Origin of the sequence: Methylicorpusculum oleiharenae, assembly GCF_009828925.2 — a bacterium.
Taxonomy (GTDB): domain Bacteria; phylum Pseudomonadota; class Gammaproteobacteria; order Methylococcales; family Methylomonadaceae; genus Methylicorpusculum; species Methylicorpusculum oleiharenae.
Map to the genome: position 1 here is coordinate 294,630 of NZ_WUTY02000002.1, position 25,604 is coordinate 320,233.

15 protein-coding genes and 3 pseudogenes are annotated in these 25,604 nt (G+C 43.6%); 6 read left to right on the forward strand and 12 right to left on the reverse strand.

The window, feature by feature from the left end:
- Positions 1-280 precede the first annotated feature (280 nt).
- The gene (locus GO003_RS24745; RefSeq protein WP_159657682.1) at positions 281-5,248 is read left to right on the forward strand and encodes a P-loop NTPase family protein; all 4,968 of its coding nucleotides are present in this window, start codon (positions 281-283) and stop codon (positions 5,246-5,248) included.
- A 1,122-nt stretch (positions 5,249-6,370) separates the two neighbouring features.
- Here the strand turns inward: GO003_RS24745 and GO003_RS24750 are convergent.
- On the reverse strand, positions 6,371-7,900 hold the full coding sequence (locus tag GO003_RS24750) for a hypothetical protein (protein WP_159657680.1): 1,530 nt from the start codon (positions 7,898-7,900) through the stop codon (positions 6,371-6,373).
- Between the two features lie 505 nt (positions 7,901-8,405).
- Here GO003_RS24750 and GO003_RS26745 point away from each other — a divergent pair.
- Positions 8,406-8,561 (forward strand): annotated as a pseudogene (locus GO003_RS26745) (transposase); the annotation flags it as partial.
- 650 nt (positions 8,562-9,211) lie between these two features.
- Here the strand turns inward: GO003_RS26745 and GO003_RS24760 are convergent.
- The 7 genes and pseudogenes from GO003_RS24760 to GO003_RS24790 all read right to left on the reverse strand — a co-directional run bounded on the left by GO003_RS24760 (position 9,212) and on the right by GO003_RS24790 (position 15,912).
- Positions 9,212-10,282, reverse strand: a pseudogene (locus tag GO003_RS24760) (IS630 family transposase).
- A gap of 221 nt (positions 10,283-10,503) precedes the next feature.
- Positions 10,504-10,746: a hypothetical protein gene (locus tag GO003_RS24765; RefSeq protein WP_159657676.1), complete on the reverse strand. Its 243-nt coding sequence runs from the start codon at positions 10,744-10,746 to the stop codon at positions 10,504-10,506.
- A 271-nt stretch (positions 10,747-11,017) separates the two neighbouring features.
- Positions 11,018-12,616: a hypothetical protein gene (locus tag GO003_RS24770; RefSeq protein WP_159657674.1), complete on the reverse strand. Its 1,599-nt coding sequence runs from the start codon at positions 12,614-12,616 to the stop codon at positions 11,018-11,020.
- A 289-nt stretch (positions 12,617-12,905) separates the two neighbouring features.
- A pseudogene (locus tag GO003_RS24775) lies at positions 12,906-13,030 on the reverse strand (Tn3 family transposase); the annotation flags it as partial.
- Between the two features lie 124 nt (positions 13,031-13,154).
- A complete protein-coding gene (locus GO003_RS24780; RefSeq protein ID WP_159657672.1) occupies positions 13,155-13,598 on the reverse strand; it encodes a hypothetical protein in 444 nt (147 codons plus the stop codon).
- 900 nt (positions 13,599-14,498) lie between these two features.
- Positions 14,499-15,302, reverse strand: a complete 804-nt coding sequence (locus GO003_RS24785) for a hypothetical protein (protein WP_159657670.1) — start codon at positions 15,300-15,302, stop codon at positions 14,499-14,501.
- 334 nt (positions 15,303-15,636) lie between these two features.
- Complete coding sequence (locus GO003_RS24790) at positions 15,637-15,912, reverse strand: hypothetical protein (protein ID WP_159657668.1); 276 nt, start codon at positions 15,910-15,912, stop codon at positions 15,637-15,639.
- A 434-nt stretch (positions 15,913-16,346) separates the two neighbouring features.
- On the opposite strand from GO003_RS24790, the gene GO003_RS24795 reads away from it, so the two are divergent.
- The gene (locus tag GO003_RS24795; protein ID WP_159657666.1) at positions 16,347-17,465 is read left to right on the forward strand and encodes a helix-turn-helix transcriptional regulator; all 1,119 of its coding nucleotides are present in this window, start codon (positions 16,347-16,349) and stop codon (positions 17,463-17,465) included.
- A 204-nt stretch (positions 17,466-17,669) separates the two neighbouring features.
- On the opposite strand, the gene GO003_RS24800 is transcribed toward GO003_RS24795, so the two are convergent.
- Both GO003_RS24800 and GO003_RS24805 read right to left on the reverse strand, forming a co-directional pair.
- On the reverse strand, positions 17,670-18,110 hold the full coding sequence (locus GO003_RS24800; RefSeq protein WP_159657664.1) for a hypothetical protein: 441 nt from the start codon (positions 18,108-18,110) through the stop codon (positions 17,670-17,672).
- 78 nt (positions 18,111-18,188) lie between these two features.
- The gene (locus tag GO003_RS24805) at positions 18,189-21,110 is read right to left on the reverse strand and encodes a UvrD-helicase domain-containing protein (protein ID WP_231089274.1); all 2,922 of its coding nucleotides are present in this window, start codon (positions 21,108-21,110) and stop codon (positions 18,189-18,191) included.
- A 259-nt stretch (positions 21,111-21,369) separates the two neighbouring features.
- On the opposite strand from GO003_RS24805, the gene GO003_RS24810 reads away from it, so the two are divergent.
- The 3 genes from GO003_RS24810 (at position 21,370) to GO003_RS24820 (ending at position 23,954) form a co-directional block, all read left to right on the forward strand.
- Positions 21,370-21,804 carry a LexA family protein gene (locus GO003_RS24810; protein ID WP_231089275.1) on the forward strand — a complete coding sequence of 145 codons (435 nt, stop codon included), beginning with the start codon at positions 21,370-21,372 and terminating at the stop codon, positions 21,802-21,804.
- The gene (locus GO003_RS24815; RefSeq protein WP_159657661.1) at positions 21,804-23,099 is read left to right on the forward strand and encodes a Y-family DNA polymerase; all 1,296 of its coding nucleotides are present in this window, start codon (positions 21,804-21,806) and stop codon (positions 23,097-23,099) included. Before GO003_RS24810 ends, GO003_RS24815 begins: the two co-directional genes overlap by 1 nt.
- Positions 23,100-23,336: 237 nt before the next feature.
- Positions 23,337-23,954 (forward strand): hypothetical protein, encoded by a 618-nt coding sequence (locus GO003_RS24820; RefSeq protein ID WP_159657659.1) that lies wholly within the window; start codon positions 23,337-23,339, stop codon positions 23,952-23,954.
- Between the two features lie 16 nt (positions 23,955-23,970).
- Here the strand turns inward: GO003_RS24820 and GO003_RS24825 are convergent, their stop codons facing one another.
- Together GO003_RS24825 and GO003_RS24830 are read right to left on the reverse strand one after the other, a co-directional pair.
- A complete protein-coding gene (locus tag GO003_RS24825) occupies positions 23,971-24,660 on the reverse strand; it encodes a hypothetical protein (protein WP_159657657.1) in 690 nt (229 codons plus the stop codon).
- A gap of 98 nt (positions 24,661-24,758) precedes the next feature.
- Entirely contained in the window at positions 24,759-25,415 is a 657-nt protein-coding gene (locus GO003_RS24830; protein WP_159657655.1) for a hypothetical protein, read from the reverse strand.
- Positions 25,416-25,604 lie beyond the last annotated feature (189 nt).

A 25,604-nucleotide genomic window follows, 5' to 3' on the forward strand; every position in this document is an offset into this window, starting at 1 on the left:
ATTTATCCGTGAATTGTAAGCGTCCATCCGAGCCACCTATTCATGCTCGACTGGACGCTTACTATAGAGGCAGATTTTTTTCTGTTGACGATCCAGAACGGAGTTGGTGATAGTCACTTGAGGTTAAAATTACATCACTGCGACCTTATGGCCCAAAAATGAAGGAATCGTTGTCGTACCCCTACTATTACCCAATTCGCACGAATCTTTACGGTCACCGGGTTTAACCTTAATAACCAAAGTTCTAAATACCAAATGATTTTCTTTTAGGAATTTTTCGATGATTGAGACTCAGGATTTTGAAGTAATGGACTTAACAAAAGTCTGTGGTGTGTTTCCCCAACTAGGTGAACCCAATATTCTGCGGGACAATATGATTATGACCGTTGAAGGGATGCTAAATAACAGTGAGGTTATTATTGTTGAAGGTGCAGATGGAGCAGGAAAAACTACACTATTAGCGCAATTTGCTCGCGCATTTCCAGAGCAAACATTTTGTCTTTTTATGCGTTCAAGTAGTCGTTGGGCGTATGATTCGCAGAATCTTACTCGTGATTTATGCGACCAAATTGGTTGGGCACTTTATAAAGAAGATTATCTTGAGAAAGATAAGGAAGTTGAGGCCAAGCAACTATTGAGGAAACGAGTGCATGAACTCCAGCGCAAAGCTAATCTGGAGAGGAAGACATATTACTTTGTTGTGGACGGCTTACATGAAATTCCAGAAGAGGGATTCGGCGAGAAAGAAGTTATATTAGACCTTATTCCGTTTGGTATTCCTCGCTTTCGTTTTATTTTATCTGGTTCAATCGACTGTTTTCTAAACCGTCTAAAAAACTCTCAAATTCGCCCATTCCAATTACCGGGATTTACATTAGAAGAAACTCGGCAATTCTTCGATGGATACATTAATGAGCCATCAAACCTGCAAACAATATTCAAGGTAAGCAAAGGAATTCCCGGCCATTTGGCGAGTATGCGCCGTTTGCTTGAATCTGGTGCTAAGCAGGAGGAAGATCTTCTCGATGAGTTGCCGGAAAGCTTGCCAGAATTGTTTGAAATGGAATGGCAAGTGGTAGAAAACAAAGATAACGGATTGCTGCGAAATGCTCTTGCAATTCTTGCCTTTGACCAACGTCGTCATTCGATAAATTCACTTGCACTGCTCTGTAACATTGATATAGACACTCTAAAAAATAAGTTGGCCTGTTGTACTTTTGTAGAGCAAAAGGGCGCTGAAGGAGATATAGAGTTTATTGGTGATGTGTTTAGTCGTTATGCCTCAAAACGTTTATCTAATTTACGAAAAGGCACTTTAGATAAAATAATTTCCGATTTGTTCGACAATCCTGAAAGCTCTGAGGCCATTACCCACTTGCCGGATCTTTATCATACAGCTGGACGTTACGAGGAGCTATTAACCTATTTATCCCCGCAACATATTGGAAAACTGATTGATTGCAGTGAGTCGTGGGCACCATTGCGTCAGAAAGCTGAATTAGGGGTAAACACCGCACTTGAGCAGGAGCGGGATGGAGACCTACTGAGATTTTCCCTGCAACGCGCCACAATTACTAGTATGGAAAATTCAGAGACCTGGCGTTCAGAGATTGAAGCATATGTTGCTCTTGAGGATTTTTCAACGGCATATGCATTAGTACAGCGAGTGGCCACAATAGCAGATCGCCTCCATTTAATGGCGGTCATTGCCCGAATGAAAAAGAGCAAGTCATTACCAATTGAGTTGGAACTAAAGGATCAAATTCAGCAGTTGTATGCACAATTAGACCGCAGCAATTTGGGTGACAGAGGTATTGAAATAGCCTCAGACTTGCTTTACACGCAACCAGAACTAGCCATTGATTTAGTTCAGGATTGCATGCGCAAATCAGATTCTGATCATGAAGGAAGGCTTGATCTTGCTCTGGCAAATTTATCTTTTAAAGCTTTGATCGAAAAACAGGATGGAGTTGATGGAATGGAATCAACCCACCAGGCTTTTCAGTCAAAGATTAAGAATCCAAATGTCCAAAAATTTATAGATAAGATTGGAATCTTCTTCGGTGGCTATACTGCGGATGGAGTAATCACCGAAGTGAGTAATTGGGAAAAAGTCTCAGACAGGATGTACGCATTGAGGGCTTGGACAATGGCTAATGCCGAAAGAGATGATGCTGTAATTGTTGTTGAATATGCGATAAACACGATCCTTCAAACCACAACCTACACTGCAAATGCAAGAGTCTATCAGGAACTAGTTTCTCCATTGGTTTGCATCGCTGATCTTGAAAAGGTAAAAACAATAATTGCAAGGTTAGACGGGCTAAGAGAGCCAATTAAAGCGTCAGGGCCGACTTTAGAATATGTCAAACTCCAAGTAACTTTAGCGGAAGCTGAATCACGGTACGATAGTCGTATTGCCTCTGATCGGTTATTAGAAGTTTATTTCTATATCGATGAACTTCTGGAGCCAGGAACAAAGCTTGCAACACTAGCAGTTTTGGCTTATGGACTAAAAATAATTAATGCCGATAATCAGCCCGAGCTACATAGTGGCCTTCACGCTTCAGTAGTTAAGGGCCTAGAGTCAGTCGTTGATGAGATATTAACAAAAACTGCAGATCATTACGAAGCAGTGCAGTCCGGGATTGGAGCTTTGTCAAGGAGTGATTCTAAAGTTGCTTTGGGTGTAATTACCAAGCTAAATACAATCGAACGTCGTGAGGCGGCTTTAGTTAAGCTAATTGAAGCGACTGCGTCTGAACAGCCCTGCAATGAGAGTTTTTCCGCAATCGTAGAAGCCTATAACAGAATTAAAACTATTCCTCTGCGCGCAAAAGCAACGCGTGCCGCTTTACAGGGATTGTCAAAACAAAAGAAAAATTTAACTTCATTTTTAACTCAAATATATCCTTTTAGGCAATGGGTGTATGAGATTCCAGACGCTGAAGAAAAATGCCAAGCCTTGTGTGTCTTTTTAGAGCTCATTTTTGAACATCAAAACAGTCTTCCCATAGGGTTCTTATCTGAATTACAGGAAGAATTGCGTAGAACCTGGAATTCAATAGACTCTGGATGGGCGAGAGTCGACAGTGGTTTCAAGATCGTCTCGAGAATGGCAGATAGCTTCCCAGAAATTAGTCATGAATTTTTGAAGCAGACAGAGGAAGCAAGGAAAACGATAATTTTGGACTCACCAGATACCGCCAATACTTATTTTCTGTGCGTCCAGCTGGCTATTCGCTGCTTTGCAGGGCTATTGAAACGTAAACTCTACAACGAAAAAGATGATTTTGATGATCTCAGAGACCTTATTGAGAAGATTCCGGCTGCGCATGCTCGCGTGATTGCTTGGAGCGAATTGGCGCTGAGAGTTTTTATGGCTCATGACATTAATAATTGCCAAAAGATTGTCAATGAACAAATTCGTCCGCTGCTTGATACTGAACAGATCAGAGATAGAGAAGCTCTTTGGGATGCAACCATTTATGCCGCACCAGTATTACATTGCGCTCATTCCACTTCAGCCATACAAATAATTAGCCAAATACCTAACCCTTATAGAGATGATGCCTATAGTTGGATATGTACATTTCTAATTAGTAAACGCTTGCCCATGGAGATTTACGATTCCGCAAGCAAACCAGAAAAAAAGGTTAGCTATGAAGATTTTTTAGATATTTGCAATTTGTTGGAGCAAATCGAAAACGACAGTGTTATTTGCTGGCATATTAAATGGCTCGTGGACGGGTTACATGCCAATTTTCGCAATTCATTTAATAATACTCAGATAGCCGATATTCAAGGGAAATTGCTTAATTTAGCCGCGACGAAGTTTCAAACTACTGATGGCATTCAGCATGAGGGGTATAAAATTTTGGTCGAAGCTCAAATTGCGAGGTTGGATCGTCAAAAAAATCCTTGGAGTAATTTAGCAATTAGGGCAAATACGCTCCCCAATCTGGCAGATAAGGCTTTTGTATTGATGCAAGTAGCCGCTGCGATGCCAAATAAACAAAAGACATTGGCGCTTGAACTGATGCAGGATGCCAAGCTACTCATCCCCGATATTCCTTTCTTTGAGGACCGTTGTAGTCACTATGAAACATTAGCCAAATTAAGTGTCGACATTGATAGGCGCTTTAGTAAAGATTGTTTACGTCAAGCATGGAGTGAAACCAACCCATTAAATGCTGCTGAACTCCCCAAGATTCGAAAACGCATTATTGATTTCGCTCACCGGCTCGATCCAGAATTTGCTGCGACTTTGGCATCAGAAACCGATGACGATCCTGGTAGGGATTTTGCGAGAAATCAAGTTAATCGAAGGTTGCAAACGCTTAATCTAAGAGAGCAAGCTGCAAATGGAGGAAGAACGGCAATATCAAAGCTGACTCAAGATAAAAAACAAAAAATTGAAATTACAAAGATGTTGTTATCGGGTCTTAATTCTGATCGAGCAGGGACAGTGCACATTGAGGAAACACGGCAAGATATTAAAGATGCGAGTTATATGGATTTGCAGGATGCTTATACTATTTTTTCATGGGCTATTGAGAATTCAGTGCGTCGCTATTCTGATACTGACCAAGCAAACACGATCCTTCGCCCACTTTACGAGGCTGTTCACCTTTCATCAGAACTCGCTTTCAGAATTGCTTCCCGAATTCGTTCAGTTACAGACCAAGGCATTGATATTGCGCGACGCTCTGATGGTTCATCTGAAAGCGGGCTAATTCGTCCAGGAGAACGGAACAAAGCATTGGATATGCTCAAAAAGTGGGTAGTGAATGCGACCGGATTTATCAAGATCACCGATCCATATTTCGGCCTAGAAGAGCTGGAACTTGTTAAATTAATTCGAGGTGAGAAGCCTGATATTCCAGTTTTCATTCTTGCAGCTCGAAAGCATCAACAGGATTTACAAATACAAAAACCCTGGGAAGAAAGCTATCAGTTACATTGGCGCTTTCATGTTTCGGATGCTGATCCAGGAGATGTAAGGATTTTTATGATTGGTAAGGGGATTAGCGGTAGCCATCCAATTCATGATCGTTGGTGGTTGTCAGAGCAAAGCGGGCTTCGCCTTGGAACTTCGGCAAATAGTCTTGGCATGCGATTATCCGAAATGTCGTCTGTTACTGAATCAGAGATACCACATATGCTTGCTGAAGTGGATAAATATATCTCGGGGAGCGTTCGCACCATTGAGAATCAACGTCTCGAACATTCTTCTTTCTATCTGTAAAACTTTTTCTAATTCGGGTGGTAATAAAGTGCATTAACCGTTGTTTTTGTATCCAAAAATAGTGCAGCAATCGAATTTCTGGGATTTCGGCTTAGAACCCCGGTTACGGTTTTTTTCCGATATCCTGATTGAACAAGAGTAAGGGGTTGTTCGCCCAAACCCTCGGAATTTTCGATTTCGTCTGAAAATGTCGTATGAAATATAGAAGAAATGATGAAACAACTCTATCTCGGATTGATCTTAATCACAGCAGAAATTTGTTAACATATTGTTTTTTATTGATTAAAAAATTCCGAGGGTTTGGGCGTAGACCCCCATTTAGTGATCACTCTATATCTGGGTATGATTTATCATCCCAAAGCCACCCCTAACAAAGTGATGTCACATGAGCAACGTCTATCCCTTACTTCCACGGCTTACTGTTAATAGTCAGTTTATCAATGATTTTCCGAAAAATGGCGGTTATCTCGGCAAAAGCCGACTCGGAAAAGCAGGCTGAGTTCTTGCTTGGCTGACTTGAGCCGTTACAGGAAGAAGAACAGCAAGTCAAGCGCAAGGTCTTCTTCGTTGACGCCGCCCACTTTTTAATGGGCGCTTTTTTGGGGATGCTTTGGTGCTTTGAGAGGCTATTCCTCAAGTCATCCAGGGGACGGAGGCGTTACAAAAGTCTTGGGGGCTTTCAGCGTAAAAGGTACCGACTTGATCACTGTAACAAATGATGCCTAAATCAACTCCGACACGATTGTGGACTTGCTCATCAAGATCAAGCAAGCACACCCTGACATCCCCGGTCATAGACAACGCCCGTAATCAAAGGTGCAACAAGGTGACGGAGCAAGCAGAGGCACTGGGCATCGATATCCTTTTCCTACCCCCTTAATCACCCAATTTGAATTTGATTGAACGCTTATGGAAGTTTACCTAAAAGAAGTGCCTTTACAATCGGTCTCACGAGACATTTTGTGCTTTCAAGGAGGCCATTGACGAATGCCTTGAGAAAGTAAACTCTGTTTTCAGCGAACAAATAAAAACACTTTTGAACCAAAAATTCCAACTGTTTGGAAAATCCGCAGGCGTGACCGCGAGAGGTATACATTTCTATCTCGACCTCGTTTTACTTTATTAATCATCGGCTAAAAAATCCAAATAAATTTGTTTTAATTCTTTACGTAAAGATTGCCGATCACTAGCGTTTATAGTGCGAGTACGACCTGCGATATTAACCTCGAGAAAACGTTGGCGAGCATCTAAATCTGCGCCGAATTGTGAATAAAAGCTCTGTTCTATTTCCGAGAGCTTGCTTTGATATTGAATTTCACTTTGTAACGAATTTGTCACCATCTCCAAGTAATTGAAATTTCCTGTCAATGCCCCGGATTTGACGGTCGACATTGCCAATGAATTAAGCTGAGCCTTCGAAGCGTCCTCTTCCTGTTTTACCATTTCCAAATAACCAAGGCGAGTTGCCCGAAAACTTTTTCCAAATGCGCCATCAAGGATATTATCAGCAATAAGCTTGTCTTGCTTGGTGATAAATTGTTTTTCCAAATCGGCTAGTTGGGTTATCACAGCAATCCTATTTTGATCTTCTTCCGACTCAATCGCTTCTAACATAATTTTATCTGAAAGCGGTTTATCGTATTCCGCTACATATTCGAAAAATCCTGCTTGTGTGGCTTTCTTCAAATCATAACGGGATATACCATCGACTAGGGCTTGGACATGAATTTCAATTGCTCGATTCTGTAAGGTATTTTTGTTGCTATCAAAAGTCGGCGCAGCCGATTGGACAATATATTCATCGGAAAAATTCTCCCCTATCCTGGGAAATAACATAAGCTCATTAGGTGTTAGAGGCAGCTTTTCCCGAACTGGTACATCAGAAAATTCATTGATTCGTTCATTTTCCGAATAAAAATGGTCCAATAATTCAGGCTGTCTGGCATTACGAGACGATAAACCTTTACAGACCGACTCGATAAATTTTTCTATTTTGATATAACTGTCCTCAGAAGAAACTGCTCCGCAAGTTTTAGGTGATGCTAAGCCGCCAGTTTTTATGGCAATTTTGGGGTCTATAAAAGGTGTAGGTGTTACGTGTGGTAATTGGTATAAATCCACTGTGAATGAAACAGGTATCTTTGATACAACCAAGGAGGTAATTTTTAAGCTTCCGGAATTAGCTGTTAATAATTGAGGCTCAAGAAGAATTTGGCTTTCTGGAATATACTTAGATAACTGGCGATAAAATTCCATTGCATAGTAGGTCGAATCCTCGGGTATTTTCTTGTACGCCGAGTGGTCAAACTGTGCACGGGCAATCCATCCTCCGATTGTAATTTTACCAAAGATCATAACAGCACCAATTGAGGGAGATAGCGCACTTACATACGATTCCCAGCCACTTACGTAATTATCCTCGAAAATTGTTTGAGCTTTTTCATCCATAGCTACCGGCCAGCGGATGGCTACTAACGCGGAACCCGGAATAGGCGTTGGTATATTGACCGTATTTTTTACCTGAAAAGCATCTGGAATATTTTTTGAGGAAACACCAGCACAACCCGCTATCAATATTAACGAAACTCTCGATACTACCACAATACTCATGTCAATTATTTGCTTTAATATCGTTTTGTTATTATTTTTCATATTATTAACCTTTGGTGCTAGTTGATATTTGGCCACAAACTAAAGTCAGGGATGGAAATATACCTCTCGTAAATCAAATTTTGGTTTAGATATGGCAGATAACAAGCTGATTTATATATAATCAAGCTATGTCAAATCGCTACCACCTGACACCACAATAAATCAATGGGGTGCAATATGAGCTCTCCATATTAGCGACTAGCGCTTTGCGGACCGCCTTAAGGCGGTGAACTTGCTCGGCAGTAGATGGCAAGTGAGTCAAGTCGCTCAAGCGCTGATGATTGACCGCGAAAGTGTGCATAACCATTACAAACGCTATCTCTAAGGTTGTCTGATTGCGTTACTTCGCAACGATGCCGGTGGCAGCGAGTGCGCATTAAAGAGCGAACAATGCCAACAGTTTTCCGACTATCTGCAAACTCATTTATGCCTAACCGCCAAGCAAGTCAATCACTCTGTTCAACAAACCTGGCAGATCACCTATAACTAGCGTGCTCGGTATTACCATGCCCAATTAATGAAGGATTATCTGACAGACTCTAAAATCGAACTGGTATTTCTTCCGTCCTCTGCACCTAATCTTAACTTGATTGAGCGGTTCTGGAAGTTTTCAAAAAACCGTGCTCTATGGGCGGTATTACGAAACCTTTTGCCAATTTAAAACGGCTTGCGACGACTTCTTTGCCGAAATCCCAAGCACTTTAGCCAATGAGCAACCATCCCATGTCGCTTGACCATTGGGCGGCGTCTGTTCAATTTACTTAATCAAGCGATCTGTAGTTCCGGTACGGAATATAAAGGGGACTTTCCAGACCTTTCGCGGTCATGAAGGCCTTTTAATCCCTCCGTTGCAAAGCGTTTTCGCTAAGCTGCCACGGTCCCTGGTCCAATATTAAACTCTTTTGCAACTTCATCATTCCGCTTTCCGCTAAGGCAGCTGATGATAATTTTGGCTCGCTCTACTATCCGGATTTCAGAGGTGCGACTATTACTCAGTCGCTCAAGCTCCCGAAATTCGTTATCTGTACAACTAACTGGTAATGCTTGCGTGGCATGGTCCGTTCCAATATCAAGCGGTTAAGTAGCCTAAATGTGCCTCACAATAGTCTTGCATTTGATGCCGCATATGCTTAACATGATTGACGACCGTGGACATCGAAAAGGCCGTTTCCACGAGCATTCGATCATTCCACTCCCCCCCGTTTACAAATTTTGAAATTAGGCGGATCTCCAGCCTCCGCATGAAAGCCGGTATCCGCCAACAATACCGTCTTATCCTGAAGTACCTCAACCAAAGGATGAAACTAGTGTTTAATTGCGTAAATTAGCTATTGTATTCTTTATCTGACTACCCTTTAACTCTCTTCGGCGCCATTTAAAAGGTTGAGCCTTCTGATTATGCCTCACGATAAAGGCCTCTATCGCACTCTTTAGCTCCTCAGCACTTGTAAAACTGGCTCCTTTGAGTGTTTTGCGGGATAAAATTCCAAACCATATTTCAATCTGATTTAACCAATTGGCTGAAGTCGGCGTAAAGTGAAACTTCACCCGATCCTGATGTTTTTCTAACCACGCGTCGTTTTACTTATGCGTGCAATAATTGTCCAGTATGATATGCACTTCTTTGTCTTCGGGCACGTCCGCCATGACCAGATCCATAAAGCCTTGAAAGTCCTCGCGCGTTATAGTCGCCGTGGTCTGTGCCTTGATTTGTCCGGTTGCCACATTCAAAGCCGCAAATAAATTTAATGTTCCATGCCTTTTATAAGTGCTTTTACAGGCGGTAACAATGGTTTTATCTCGCGTTTCAACAAACCCTGTGGCGCGCTCCAAGATTTGAATGCTGGGCTTTTCATCGACACTGATCACCAAAGCGTTCAACGGCGGATTCAGGTACAAACCAATAATATTCGCCGATTTTTCGGTGAATTCAGGATCCGTGCTAACGCACCAACTTCGTGAGCGATGCAAATAAATCCCTTCTTTTTTTAAAACACGCCAAACAGCATGATGACTGGCGTTCAATGCTTCCGCCAAAGTCGGACAATCCCATCGCGCCAAACCTTCCGGTGGTCTTTCTTCTAGTTTCGCTAACAAGCGATTCCTAAAGGCTTTTCCATAGGTTTCAGGCTTACCTGGGCGCGGCTCATCATCGAGTCCGGTAAGCCCTTTTTCCGTAAACCGCCTTCGCCATTTGCTGACACGAGGAATCGAACAGGCTAATGTCACGGCAACCTCTTGATTTTGCTTTCCTTTTGCGCATTCTAAAATAATTTGAGCACGCTCGACCAGTCGACGCTCGGCACTATGGCTGCGGACTATTTTTTCAAGCTGTTTTTTTTGTTCGGTGGTCAGTGTTATTTCTATCGCTTTTCTAGGCATAATGCCTAGTATAGCTGATAGACTATGTTATTTTTGCAATTGAACTCTAGGTATCGTGCGCATTGGCTGGTGCCCAAACTCAACCAATAATCTGCCCAAGATGATTAAAGACAACACATCTTTTCGCGCCCACGATCCAGCGATGATTGGAAATCCCGGATGCACAGAAGAATTCAGGATTGCGACCTCGGCGAACCGGATGGATCAATTCGATGCCATAGCTACCGATAAACCATAACAGCGAAGGCTTGACCAGAAAACGGTATGTCCATTGACGCTGATTTTTCAAACGCAGGAACAATCGGGGGCGTTCGGGCAACAGTGGAAACCAATGACCATAAACCCGGCTTAGCCTGCGATAGAAGGCACGGCCCGGCCACGCCTTTTAGCGCAAACAGCACACTGATGGTCACTATCTCGCTGGGATAGAGTCCTGCTTGACTGAAGCGAGACTCATCTTTCATTTGGTCAAATACTTACCGCTTTATCTTCTTTCCATGGCTTCTTTAAATCAACTAGCACCAAAAGTGATTAGGAAAAAATACATAACTTAGATCGCCTTACCTAATTATTAGCTTAACTGACTGCCAATAATTCGTCAAAAATACAAAATCTGCTACAGCTCTTAACGAAAATGTCGTTTAACTTTTGTGGTATTGTTGAACATGTAAGCACCTTTGAAATGGTGTTTTTCAACAACCAAAATAAATCGGCCAAGTAGTGGACGACCTTAAATTATCGGTTGTGCCCTGGACCCCAAGCGGTCTCTTTACGCCGGTTGTTTTTATTAGATTCTTGTTGGTTATTTGTAGCTACATTTGAATAGTGGTTACTAGTTTGTTTTGGTCTTTTAGCTGCCTGCTGAGAAGAAATATTAGTAACAATCCCTAGCGCTGCATTACCCAAAGCGGATATCGCATCTGATCCATCATCCTCACCATAATTACCAGATGACATTGAGGCGCTAGTATTTACCTCACGAACTCGCTCCAAAGAATTTTCATTTTGTTGCGCTTGTTTATCGAATATTGCATGTGCGGCTTTACCTTCACCTAAATCGCCTTGATCAATTTTTTGCTGGAGGGCGTTAAGCTTGATTTGTAATTTAGTCTGGCGATCCGATTTTAAGTCATCGACCTCATTTTTTACATTAATTCGTTGATCTTCGTATTTTTTCTCCTGTGCTTGTCTACGTTTCTGAGCTAGAAAATCTTTCTCATAGTCAAATTCATCCATGGCACCACCTGGCTTTGTGCCACTAGGACGTTTGTTCTCCAAAGATTTAATTCTGTTTAATTCGTTTAAAGCGTCATCTTGCGGTGTTATGACTTTTTTCGTGCCGGGTGACACTACCGATACATCCAAAGGTATAATATCTAGGTTGTGTCCTTGGTGGTTTTTCTTAAACTTAAGTGAGACCCCAATACCCATTTCATCTTCTTGAGTACGGTACATGCCTTTGTCTACGCTCATCCCGCCCGGCCTTTCAGAACTCAAATCTTCAAATTGACGGGACTTTTCTTCATCGTGCTCCTCGCAACTTGGATAACACTTATTTTCTCGGCGCCAACTAATTTCACTTTCAGCCTTTAATCCACTGTCTTTCAGTTTATCTGAAACAGCATTTTTAGCATACGAAACTTCTGTGTCCGAAGAGCTTGTTCCTGAAGGCTTTTTACACGATGTGGGGTCTTGTTCGCACAGCTTAGCTTCATCGGCAGAGATGTTCAGTGGCACATTACAGGTTTCATGCTTTCCTTCCAAACCTAGGGCGCTTAATTTGTAGGCTTCACAATGTGTATTGCTACTTACAGGTTGTATTATTCGATTGTTTGGGTGTGGGTTGTTATTTTTGGCGGTATCGAAATTAGAACGATCGGTTGAGTCGTCCCTAATTTTTTCACCGATCTTGAAGGATTGCGCACCCCCGTATTGAATGGAATCTGTTTTTTTATAGTGTCCTCCCAGGAATGATTCAGAACTTTGGCATTTCTTTTTGTCTTCAGTGCAGTTTATACTTTTGCTTATAGTGTCATCATCGTTGCCAATTTTAATGCTTTCTATAAGTTTTCCCGGTTTTCCTTGATTATTACCTTCTAAGCTATATGTACCATACGGAAAATTAGCTGATCCTGTGACCTGTTGATTTCCGTTACCTGCTTGGCCGCTTATTTCCCCTCCCCATTTGTCAACTTTAAATCCCGACGAAGCTTTGATTGTTAAATCCCTTTCCTCGGTTTTTGGGTATCTGGAGGTCTGCGTTTCTGAAGAAACTTCCTGCACAACCGTTACAAGAATAAAACCCAAACAAACATAACAAACTGAAAGTTTCATGGAATTCACCTCCGAATTATCGTAGAATAAAAAGAGTATTTGAGTGCACTCGAAAGCTATCACAACTTCCAAAAATGATTAACGTATAGCGTTTATACGTAGCGCCTCTCAAGTTGGATAGAAGTGATGAGTTGAATTGCAACATATAAAGCTTGTTGAACTAAGTTGCCTTTAATTCACTACGTTTTAACGATTGATACTCTAGATCGTGGATAGTGTCAAATTCTTGAGCAAGATTGTATTCAATGCCTGTATGAATTTATTGGCAAAGTGATGCGGATCGGATGTTAAGCCCGAGTGCGTCCAACTGGTCTTCCTGTCCTTCCCGATAGCTTATGCGCAATTCACCCCCTTACCATGGAAGAGTGCCCTGGCCAAATTGTGCCTGCCTTCACCGCGATTGAGTTGAGTCAGATTCAAACTATGTTTATCTTCGTCGTCAAGCATGGTTAGCATTTGCAGCGCCTTGGATTCTTCTATCTTGGCGCCTGCATCGAGCGCTTGTTCAGGCGTATGAGAACCCTAAAGACATTAAACATCAGACGTAGGTAGTTATAATTCCACCCCAAGCCCCGTAATCCTTAATATATATGGGAAGTACGCCACCCATATGATTTGAAATATTTGTCATGTCAACATACCAACGTTGCATTGCTTCACGAGCAGAAGCATTAGGCATTTCGTTACTAATCGCAAATTGCATTTCGGTTTCCAACTCCCATAAATGAATAAAGTACTTTGGAACACCTTTAGCTCCTATATTGACCTGAGTCGCCCTCTTTAAAAACGAAAAAATAGTTATCTTCGGATTTAACTGCAAAACAGATATATTATCCTTAGCCAGAAAAACACTTTTATACCCTTTATCAGTAAACAAACTAAATGAAAACTTTTTTAAGTCTGACCTCTCAGGATTTGAGTCTCTTAGGTAATCACCAAGCACTCGTTCTAAACGCAATAGTATCTCAGCCGAAATTGTCATTATTTCACTCATAATTTTTGGGTTTTAAGTCATGACTGCTAAGGATTTAGTTATCAAAAAATGCACTTATTTCCATACAGGTTAATTGTATTTGGTTGATAGATAGGTGTTTGCGGCAAGGGGAAAAACCGCCAACAATCCAGTGTGTATTCACAGCGTCCTGTCAATGGAGTAGCCGAACCCTTTACAAAGCTCATAGTTTTAGAAATTTGTCACTAAATACTTAATAGTCAGACGGCCCAAGGGTCTAAGATTATTGTACATAAGGTCTAGTTTATTGGCTTGACTTGGGATAAGACTTCATTATTTTCTTTTTGTTTATTACTTAGGATATTGTTTTACACTCGTTCATATGCCATCTTCGAACAAATGATATTGCTGTTTTAAAGATTCCAGTTAATACTCATTTCCATATCAATTGTTAGAAGTATTACCTATTTTTTCTAAGAAGTGTTTTGAATATCTTTAATGACAGTATCCGAAAAGAAATCTGTATCATTTTAACCATGTTTTTGCATGGATTCCATGCTATGCATATGGTCTGTATTTCGGCATAATCTGCTGAAATGACGCGCTCAAAAAACTGATAAAGAGAAAGAGCTGAAACATCTTGCTAATCAGGTCAATTTTTAATTTAACGATAGCTCCATTATAAAATCGATATCGCACCAGTCGCATCACCCAGATGGGTGATGCATAAAATTGCGTTTTGGGGCAACTTCATGTCTGAAGAATCATTGGATCAGGTTATTAACGCGTTATATGAAGTGGTTCTTGAGCCCGAGAATAAGCGCTGACGATTTAACAACAAGAGATGTTCAGGCACCATTATCTTAAAAAGAGGAGTAACAGTAATAAGACTAAGTGGGCACCGCACGTTAAAAGTTTACATGCTACGATCTAATTATCAACAATGCAGACAGAGGAATAGCCGAGCGCACTCGTGAAATGAGGTGTTTGCCCACTTCTGCAAGCCGTTCGCACCCAGTGACCATAATTTTCTTCACAAAAAATGTTAGAGTAAAGATCATAAGTATCATCATTTGCGTTAATTTTATACAATCCTGATTCTGGGAGACTGTAAACACCTTTGTATGGATAATCAGGTTTTGCCTTTGTGTAATCTCCTTTTGTTTTGCCTACACATCCATCTCTTACGTAAATATCAAACGGACATATGTTCCTTATTTTTTTCTCTCGACTATCTGGGAGATACATTAAACAATGATTAACATTATAATCTGTTTTATGGCCTCCATAACGAGGAGTTAATTCAAGGTGTTTTTCTAAATAAGAACTGTCGGTAATATAGGAACTCTCAGAATCAACGTTGGTGTTGGATTCTGAAGTCGTGTTCGAATCTGATAGACTTGAATATTCTTTTAGGTAATCGGGTGTCGTTTGTTGCGACATTTGTGAAGCTATAAGCACACCTGTACCAACGCTCGCTGCTGCTACTACAGCTGGCATTGCGGATAGTGGTATCATATCTGTTGCAAGGCCACCTAAAATACCAACGGGTGCTCCTATTAATCCCAGTATAGTTTCGAGGAGTTTGCCATCCGAAATGGGTTTTACTATTGCTGTGTTCGTATAACCTAATGCCATGCTTTTTCTATTTTCATCCATTAATACACCGCAGCCACTGATGCTAATGTATACAATTGAACTGATAATTAAAGTTAATGGTTTCAGCGTGTTCATGTTTGTGTACCTATTGACAATTATGAAAGTTAAGAACAAGAAAATAACAAACTTACAAATTTTCCCTGCCATCCTTACACTGTCCGCTGGGCGACGGTTACATGACCCCGGCCACCGTCCACTTCGACCAAGCGGCTATGGTATACCAAGCCCGCGCCAAAACTCTGGAGACGGCTTTCCTCGCCAATCCTAAGCGATTCAAAGGAAAGTGCCCGCTGCCACCCGAGTTGCCCAACGCTGCTTGGATCAATCCGCCTACTAATACAAAAGGAGAAACTTGGCCCATAAATACACATCAGCTAGATACTAAATAAAACAACTGGGTGTCTCAAAGTCATTGACACATTCCAGCCGTGTCATTACCGACACTAATAATCCCTCCTGTTCCTTCTAAATAAAAAATACCCACTGAACTCGCGTCGATTCTCATATTCCAGGCGTTACCTGGTAATAAGGGGGAAATGGCCTCTGATTGTATGTCTAATGTCTGATCGGGGTGAGGAACGGTTTGTGCACTCGGGTTGAAAGTATAAGTACCAAAATATTTATCTCCGCTATTGAACAGCGAGTGCCGCGATTCAAATTCTCCGGAAAAATAATACGTTAGCATGCGAACTCACTAGCAACGCCAGGACATTCACTATCAAAGAAACGAGTGCTTGTTTGTATTTATGTAATAGTCATTGATCGGACCTCATAAGATTCAGTTGTTGCTATTGTTGATATTGAAAAAGACAGCCGACAGTCAAAAATTTTTGATTAGCAAGATATTTCAGCTTAATTCATAAACCCGTCATGCCCGTCAAGAAATGAGCGTCCAGAGCCATAGATGGTAAGCTTCGAGCTATCAATGGGGTCTGGATTTCGGCAATTCCCTGCTGAAATGACGTGATCGACAACCGATAAAGAGTTAGAACTGAAACAACTTGCTAATCAGGTCGATTTTAAATTTTGATTTAACGACAGCTCCATCATAAAATCGACATCGGGCCAACCGCATCACCCATATGGGTGATCAATAAAATTGCGTTTTGGGGCAGCTTCATGTCTGAAGAATCATTGGATCATGTTATTAGCGCGTTATATGAAGCGGTTCTCGAGCCCGATAAATGGCAGGAGGCTGTTGGGTTGTGTGGTCAATTTGCTGGGGGTATTGATGCGCAAATGTTAACCATCGACAAAATTCAAAATCGAGTGCTCTTTGCCGTGATAGCCGGAGAGGCCTTTCCTTTGCAATTTAATCTCGATTATGAACAGCACTATGTCAAGATAGATCCACATGTAACTCTGCTGCGTAACGCGAAAGTCCATGAGTGGAATTTTTGCCAGCGAACGATATTCCCCGGTGTAGTCAATAGGAGTGAGTTTTATCAGGATTTTTTACTGCCCCGAGGCCTTGGCTACGCGCTGCTGGCGGTGGTCGACGAAGATGAAAGTAGCATGACGTCTTTTGTTGCCATGCGGTCAAATGAGATGCGACCCTTCGATTCCGACAATAAAATGGACGCGTTACGATTTAGTTCGCATCTGCAACGAGCAATACGGATGCAGCAAAAAATGACAGGTTTGCTAAACCAGGTCGACTTAGGTGCTATGGCTATTGATGCATTGGCCATGGCGATATTGATAGTGGATGATTCAGGCAGAATTTTGCATCTCAATCAGAAAACGGAAGAGTTGTTTAAAGCCCCTGCCTCCGGTCTAAAAAGCCGTTTTGGATGCATCACGACTACTGAGCAAAACCAAAAGCACAAATTGAACAAATTGATTTTCGATGCTACTCGAACGCCTGCCTTCGGAGGAGCTATGGAATTGGGTTTAGCCGAACCAAGACATCTTTATGTAATACCGATGTCTGCCAGTTCTCCATTTATCCGAGATTGGCAAAGACCCCTTGCTTTAGTTGTAGTGACCGATAATCGAAACAATTTGTCAGCACTGACCTTAACAGGACGACTTTATAATTTAACTCAAGCTGAATTGCGAGTTGCGTCTGCACTCCTGGCTGGTAATTCACCAGAAGAATACGCGTTAGAATTCGGTGTAAAGCTAAATACGGTTCGAACTCAGCTTAAAAGTTTGTTTTCAAAAACGGGAACGCGCAGGCAATCGGAATTAGTGGCTGTTTTAGGTCGAACGCCTCCGTTAAAAAACGGCGATTAAATTCATTGTTATTGATTTGTTTTTCATCTGTTCAGGCCTGAAGATTTAACAAAGAGAGTTGTTCAGGTCTTTCAATCGGAACTGGGGTTCATAGCTATTAGTTTATTTATATCCTCAGGCAAGACCGCTTAGATGACCGTGCGGCCGATAAAGTGCGTAACTACGGTCAGAATAAAATAAATAACTTTAATCTGTGTTTCCTATTCAGCATATTCCGGACCGCACATCTTCACCTTGCTGGGCGCCAAGCTGTAAGCCCTGGTCGGTTATCAGCCAGCCTTTCAGGCCTTTCTTGATCCAGCCCAGTTCCGACAGGATGTAATTCATTTTATTGGGCGATAACTCGAAGTGTTTGCCAATAGCCGTTGCGGTAATGAACTTTTGATTCGATGCTTCAGCTTTTGGAGAGGGGCTACCCGCCGTTTGTCCGAAATTGAAATCGACATCGCTTGGCCAGGCCGCATATTTACCGTGTTTCCCGGTTAAATAGACGCCACCTAAGCTGAGACCTGTATCGGTTAACATCCATTGATCGTTTTCTTTTTTGAGCAAACCCTGTGTATTTAATTGGGCGAATAATTCGGTGGGGGTAATACCGCGTTGTTTGGCTAATTGGGTGGTGGAAAGTTTACTGACGTCTGTCATCCTGGTAGTTCCTTAATATCCTCTGGTTAGCAATGCTGATGAGTGTAGTAAAAAAACTGAAAATACACCCTGTATCTTCTAGTGGATATGTTTAGCGGTTTTCAGATCAATGAACTGCTCAGTGTGCTTACAAGAAAACTCGGAATCTTTCCGGAAATGTGAACACCCCCAAAACTCGCCATAGGGACCTTTTCTGATGCTCATTTTTCCGCCACATGCAGGACAAACCGGCTCGACATAATCGCAGCGTTTGTTTTCGCAAACCCGGAACCGGCCTTTTTCACGCATGCCGCTGCCGCACCATTGGCAGGCTGTTTCGGTATGCGTGCACAGCGGATACTGGCTGCATCCAAAAAAACTGCCGTGCTTGCTGTCCCTGGCCACCATATAACCCGTTTCGCATTCACTGCACAGAATGTCGGCGATCTTGTCCTGAAAACCCTCTCCGGTAAATTCGTCAACGTTAATCTCGTAGCACTGATCAACTAACTCGCGGACAAAATCAGAAGCCTTATTGGCATCGCTGATCAAATACACATGATGTCTCGCACGAGTCAGCGCGACATAGAACAAACGGCGTTCCTCGGCGTGAGCGAATTCTTCCGCCTTCGGCAAGAGCAGTTCCAATAACGGATGCGTCGCATTCTCCGAAGGTAAGCCGTGCTTGCCTTTTTCCAAGCCTAACACGACCACATAATCGGCTTCCTTGCCCTTCGAGCCGTGTACCGTCATAAACTGCAGTCTCAGATGAGGGAACTGTTGCTTCAAGCTTCGCAGCTCCGGTTTCTTGAAGTTGAACCGGGCTAAAATCAATACACTGGCCTGCTTTGTGGCTGTTGCTTTCGCGTTGATTGCCGATAAGGCGGCATCCAATCCCACCTGAACCTGATTGGTCTTGATTAACGAGACTGCAGCGCCTGCAATGACCGAGTGGCTTTGAATCTGTTTAGCAATTTGCGTCGGGTTTTGCATGACAAACCGGGAGGCCACCGCACCGATCTTGTTGTTGAACCGGAAGGTAAGATCCAGAATACTGATCGCAGTATCGCCAAAGTGCTGTTCAAACGCTTTGGTAAGGGTGACATCGCTCCCGGTAAAACGGTAAATCGACTGCCAGTCATCGCCCACGCAAAACAAGCCGCTGTCGGGGTTTTGCGCCAATAAGCCCTTGACCAGTCTCGCCCGGTTCGCCGATATGTCCTGAAATTCGTCTACCAGAATATAGCTGTACGGCGACCGGTAACGCCCGGCTTCCACATAGTCTATGGCTTTGCCGACCATGTCATCAAAATCGATGGTGTCGGTATCGCGCAATTGCTGTTGATAGGCTTCATGAATCGGATCGAACAAAAATGCCGCCGCCTGCATGCGACTATGATCCTCATGCTGCCTAGCCAGAGCCACCAGACGTTTGATGTCCGAACCTGCGGCTTTGAACAAACCCAGCATCTGTGCCATCAATTGACTGAATTGGGACACCTGCCCCAACTGGTTCAACTGATGAAGCAATTCATTATTGGGTACCGGATTAAACGCGACGCCAGCATCTTTGAGCCGCTGTTCCAGCGCTTGCGTCAATAGGCCTTGCTGTTTCTGATAACTGTAGGTTTCGATCAGGCGGGTTTTGTGTTTCAGATGCAAAGCCCGTTTCCAGGCCATCCCTTCCAAATACTTTTGCCGGTCGATAAACGGCGGCGTTTGGTTCTGTTCATTGACGGCAAAATGTTCGATATAAATGCCGTAATCGGGCAGATAGAAATCCGGTTGATACGCACGATAATCCGGCCCTGAGGTGTTCACCTGGTAATTGGCTTCATACTGATAAGCCACGCCTTGCCGGTACAGAAAGTTAGCGATTTCGCATTCCTCATAGCTTTTCACCAGCTCGCCCTGAAGCGTGCGTATATCGTTTTCCAGAATATACTGATTGTATTCGCCCAGGCTGTTAAAGTTAAAAACGCTTTTGAACGGATAACTGTAATACAGGAAATAAGACACTAACCGCGACTTATACTGCTCGTCCTGCAACAGCCGCTGAACCTGATCATCAACAAACTTAGCGCGCAAATGATCGTCTTCCGCCATCTTATTAATCTGCGGTACCACCCCTTCAACCTCAGCGATAATGTGCATGCCCAGACTGTGAAAGGTTTTCACTGTCAGCTTGTCGATGCGCAGCTTTGCCTGAATACGCTCATCCATTTCATCGGCAGCCTTACGCGCGTAGGCCAACATCAGGATTTGTTCTGGCTGTGCATGCCCGGCTTTGATTAAATAACCGGCCCGCCCGATCATGGTACTGGTTTTACCGGTACCTGCTCCGGCTAACACCAGATTATGCCGTTCATCAATCACGCAGGCCCGGCGCTGATTAGCCGTTAACGGATTGCTTTCCACACCATCGAAAAAAGCCCCGAATGACTTCATTTGACGCTCTACATAAACTTCGTTCAGCCGGTCAATCGCAGCCTGGCCATGGTTTAACAGTGGCCGGATAAATTGCAGTTCCTGTGCCGCATCGGCAGGCAAAAAACGTTGCATGTCCTTGCGTTGTATTCCTCTGGCCACTACTTCATGAGCATTCAGCCATTGCCTGGCCACGGCCTGACGGATATAACGATGCCCGGAAAACAGCACCTGAGCTTGTTGAAAAGCCGTTTGTATTTCCGGAACCAAGCGTTGATAAAACTCGACGAGGTAATGTTGAGAGGCTTTATCCAAACCGGCTTTTAACCGGCGAGACTGCTTTTTATTTATACCCCCGATGCGGATAATCTTGCCGTTCTCCAGGTGAACCGCCAACACATCCCAGAAAAGGCCGCGCTCTACCACTATGCCCGTGCCTATGGCAAGGTAAGGTACGTCCTTTCTGACGAGTCCATCCATCAATAAAATGCCGTCATCCACTACCGAAAATGAGTCATAGTCGCAATGTGCAGCGAATAAAGAGGCTAACCAGCTGATCGGGTAACTGGCGGTTGCGGTGGGTGATTTTTTCAAAGACAGTTCCTTTGCGTGTGTGCCTGGTAGGACGACTTGATAGTCATTTTTCGCGTGGTTCGAATTAATTATCGGAACCCGCTGGAGAGTATAGCAAACGGCTGTTTCTATCCGCCAAAACGCATGGTCATTACCCGCCCGATAAACACCCACCTGAATTCTCTTTCACTCTCTTTTTGTTTGCTGGACAAAAACAAACTACAATAAGAACCAATAGAGAACATAATAGCGTTTTACACACCTCAAAACACGACATCCCATGCACAGCTTTTCGGACAATATGCTCATCCCTGCACGAACACTGATGCCAGTGGCCTTGCCGCTGTTTTCCGGCAAAGTCGCTGCGGGCTTTCCTTCGCCCGCCGATGATTATGTCGAGAAAACGCTGGACTTAAACGAGCTGCTGGTACAAAAACCGGCCGCGACGTTCTTTGTGCGCGCGGAAGGCGAATCCATGCTCGGTGCCGGCATTCATCCCAACGATATTCTGGTGGTCGATCGCTCGCTGGAACCGGTGCCGGGAAGGATCGTGATTTGCGCGCTGAATGGGGAGTTGACGGTCAAACGCCTGGAGCGCAAAAACGAGCACTGGCAACTTAAAGCAGAGAATCCCAACTATCCGGATATTGTCATTTTCGATACCTTGGAGCTGGTTATTTGGGGTGTGGTCACCACTGTCATTCACCTGCTGTAATGCCGCCGCAACGGCTTATCGCCCTGGTCGACTGCAACAACTTCTATGTGAGTTGCGAGCGCGTATTCAGGCCCGACCTGATCGGCAAGCCGGTTGCCGTCCTCAGCAACAATGACGGCTGCGTCGTCGCCCGCAGCGCCGAAGTAAAGAAATTAGGGATCAAAATGGGGGTGCCGCTGTTTCAGATTCAGCAATTGGTTAACCAGCACCAGATCCAGCTTTTTTCATCTAATTATTCGTTATATGCCGACATGTCATCACGAGTGATGTCTACGTTAGAAGAATTCGCCCCAAATCTTGAAGTGTATTCCATTGATGAGGGCTTCCTGGATTTAACCAGCGTTTACCCTTGTGGCAAAGACCCGATTGCTTACGGCCAGCGGATTAGAACAACGGTGGTTCGCACCACCGGCATTCCGGTTTGTGTGGGTATGGGGCCGACCAAAACGCTTGCCAAACTCGCGAATTTTGCCGCCAAAAAGTGGCAAAAGACGGACGGCGTGTTGGATCTGTCCGACCCGGTACGCAGGGAAAAACTGATGCGCATCGTGCCGGTCGGCGAAGTGTGGGGCATAGGTTCGCGCACGACGGCCAAGTTAAACCAGCTGGGCATTCATACCGTTTGGGACCTGGCGTCCCAATCCAGTAAGCGCATTCAAGCCCAGTTCAATGTTGTGGTGGCCAGAACCGTGATGGAATTGAACGGCATTGCTTGCCTGGCACTGGAAGAAATCGCCCCGGATAAACAGCAGATTGTCTGCTCCAGAAGTTTTAGCCGCCGCTTAACGGAATACAGCGAGCTGTCGCAGGCCATGGCCGAGTTCTGCAGCCGGGCCGCCGAAAAGCTCCGGAAGCAAGCCTCCGTGACCGGCTGCGTTACGATATTTATCCGGACCAGTCCCTTCAACCCAGATGAACCGCAATATCAACGGGCGGCCAGTATCAAGCTGAATGCTGCTACACAAGATACACGATCCATCATAGCTACCGCTAACCGTATGCTCAAAGAGCTATACAGGCCAGGCTATAACTATCAGAAATGCGGCGTCCAGCTGAGCCACATCCAACCGGAAACCACGCCAGGGCAAATGGATGTATTTGACTCGATAGCTGACGGCCTATCCACTGAAAACCGCCACTTGATGAAAGCCATTGACCAGATCAATCGGCGCTTTCCGAGAGCTGTTTCTATCGCGGCTACAGGTTTTGATAAAAGCTGGAAGCCAAAGGCGGAGAGGATTTCGCAGCGCTATACAACGGATTGGAGGGAGTTGGTGGGGGTAAAGTGTGCGTGAAATAGATGGCTGTTGAGGACAAGTTGCGACCTATTGCTTCATGTATTCAATTACTGCAAACTCATCCTTACCGCCCAATAACACTTCTCTCCGGTGATATAATGGGAAACTTGTTAGGCTTCACACTCCACATTGAACACTATGATTTACGATAATCCAGCCGAACGTCTTCACAACATACTTGAGAAAGGCTGAACTATTAAAAACGACGCTCAATGTCGCCGAGCGTGGTGTGATTTGTTCGCTATTGACCCTAGCAACGCTGATGAATTCTTTTCAAAATTAGGGAAGGTCATGGCACTCCCGCGTGAAACGATAACCATACTCAACACAAACTTTCCTCGGCAAGTCAAAGCAGCTAACCACTGGCGTGCGCAGATTGATGCTGCTTTCAACAATCAAAATCTCGGAGGACAGTTGTCGACACTCATAAGTCATATCGATCACAACACAGTCAATCAGCTATCACTGACCGCAGATCTCATTGAATCTAGAATTTCCTCAAAAATTGTAAGCGACCAAGAACTGAACGCTATCCTTGCAGATTTTGGAGAACTTATTAAAGCTATTGACGAAAGTGACCTTTCTTCTTCTCTCAAAAATTACTTAACTAGAGAACTGACAGATTTGCAGTTCCACATCAAAGACTATGGTGTTTCTGGGGCGTTGCCAATACTTAAGCAAGCCGAATCAATGATGGGCCATGTTTTAGTAGACCCAGAATACAAGTCTTTTTTGACAAACCATGACCTCGGGAAGCGTCTCCTCGAAAATCTAAACGCAGCCGCAGCGTTGTTAACCATAGCACTACAACTTCCACAATTGGGGACGATTTTCTCAGTATTTATCAAGTAAGGCATAACCTTATTCGTTAGGCATCGCACTTGACCTTTTTCGTACCGGTCTTCCTCCTGCAGGAGGTAGCAACCTCACGGACCTCAAGAACCGCAGGGTTCATACCACACACCTTCGCGTCAGATTTCTCAGCGACGATGGGCTCCCAACTAACCTTGATCGTGCAAAAGTAGTTGTATTCGCGGGAACGAGAGATGGGGCCAGTCCAACGTGCGTTTTCAGAGGACCGAACTACGCCAGCCTCATGTTCAGGCCCAATGTTGCGAGAGGAAATGAAGGTTCCAATCATTCGGTTACACCAGTCCGGCTGACCTTGACCACCTGCCATCCAGCCGGATGAGCCTGTCACTTCCTGGTTGTACTTCCAGCCCTGCCTGCCGAAAGCTTCATTCCGACAAGTCTTTGGAGTTGCGGGGGTAACAACGTACTCTTCTCTCTTGGTACCGCATAGTTCTTTGTCGGTTACAAATTCGTAAACAGGCTCGTCGCACTCTTTTTGGATAACTGGCAGATGAAGAAAAAGTACGAGTAAGAGAAGTACGGGGCCGAACCACTTAAGGCGAGTGCGAGCTCTTTCCGAAAACTCTGGAATCTTAATGTTCCCGTAGTCGTGTCCTGCCGCGTAAGGAGCAATTGATACTATAAGTGCAAGCGTCAAGAGCAGAATTCCGAAATCGGATGGAAGATAGTCTGGAAATACCTTCACTGTGACTCCACTTGGAGGGTGAATGTGATACCTAACACTATGCTCAGGGGCAAAAAGGAGCGTAGCGTAGTTTTGTCCCTTGCAGCATGTTGTTATGATTATTTAATGCGCTCAATCATATCTACAATTATATCCGTCTTTCTATATCCATCGATGAAGCTCCAGCCCGTAAATATCTCCCATAGAAAGCGACAAAAGGACTTAACATCGTCATACTCCGGCTTTGTTGACTCCATTCGGTGGATAATATGAGATAAATTGTTTAGAAACTGAAATACGTCTTCGTCGTGTATATCTATGGCGCTCCGAACGAACTTTATTTCATCATTCAGAACTCTAAGTTCATATAGAATTTCACCCAAATAATACTCGTTATTTTGTATGCCATTTGCCACGGCATCCCATCTCTTTTCATTTTCTACATTGCTGTTCTTGAAGTAACGCTTGAATTCATCTTGATCCAAAAGCATTTCTCTGTGTTGATATTCTTGGGAACTGCTGAGTATAAGAAATGTACCAATACAAGATTTCTTAAAATCTTCATATTGTCTTTTCATGCTCCTATAAATACGGCTTCTTTTCTGGCTCTCGGGCAAGTACACAACAATAAAGAAAAATATCGCGCTAATTACGAACCCCACACTCAATGTATTGACCAACAGAATATAGTCTTTGTCCGGAGCGGTTATCACACTAACAGTCAAGCAAACCATAGTTGCAATGACCAAAAACCAAAGTATTTTTCTCTCAGGCATCCTCTATCCTACGTAGTACTCAAAAACATAACAAGTTATTAAGCTGTTAACAGTATATCTATCACAAAACCTGGGTTTCAACACCAAATTTATGAACTGCAATGGTTTTTCACTTCCGTATACCATCCAAACTGCGCGAATAGGGGAAATTGGAGGCCGTCATGTTGACTGTTACCGCATCCCTAAGTC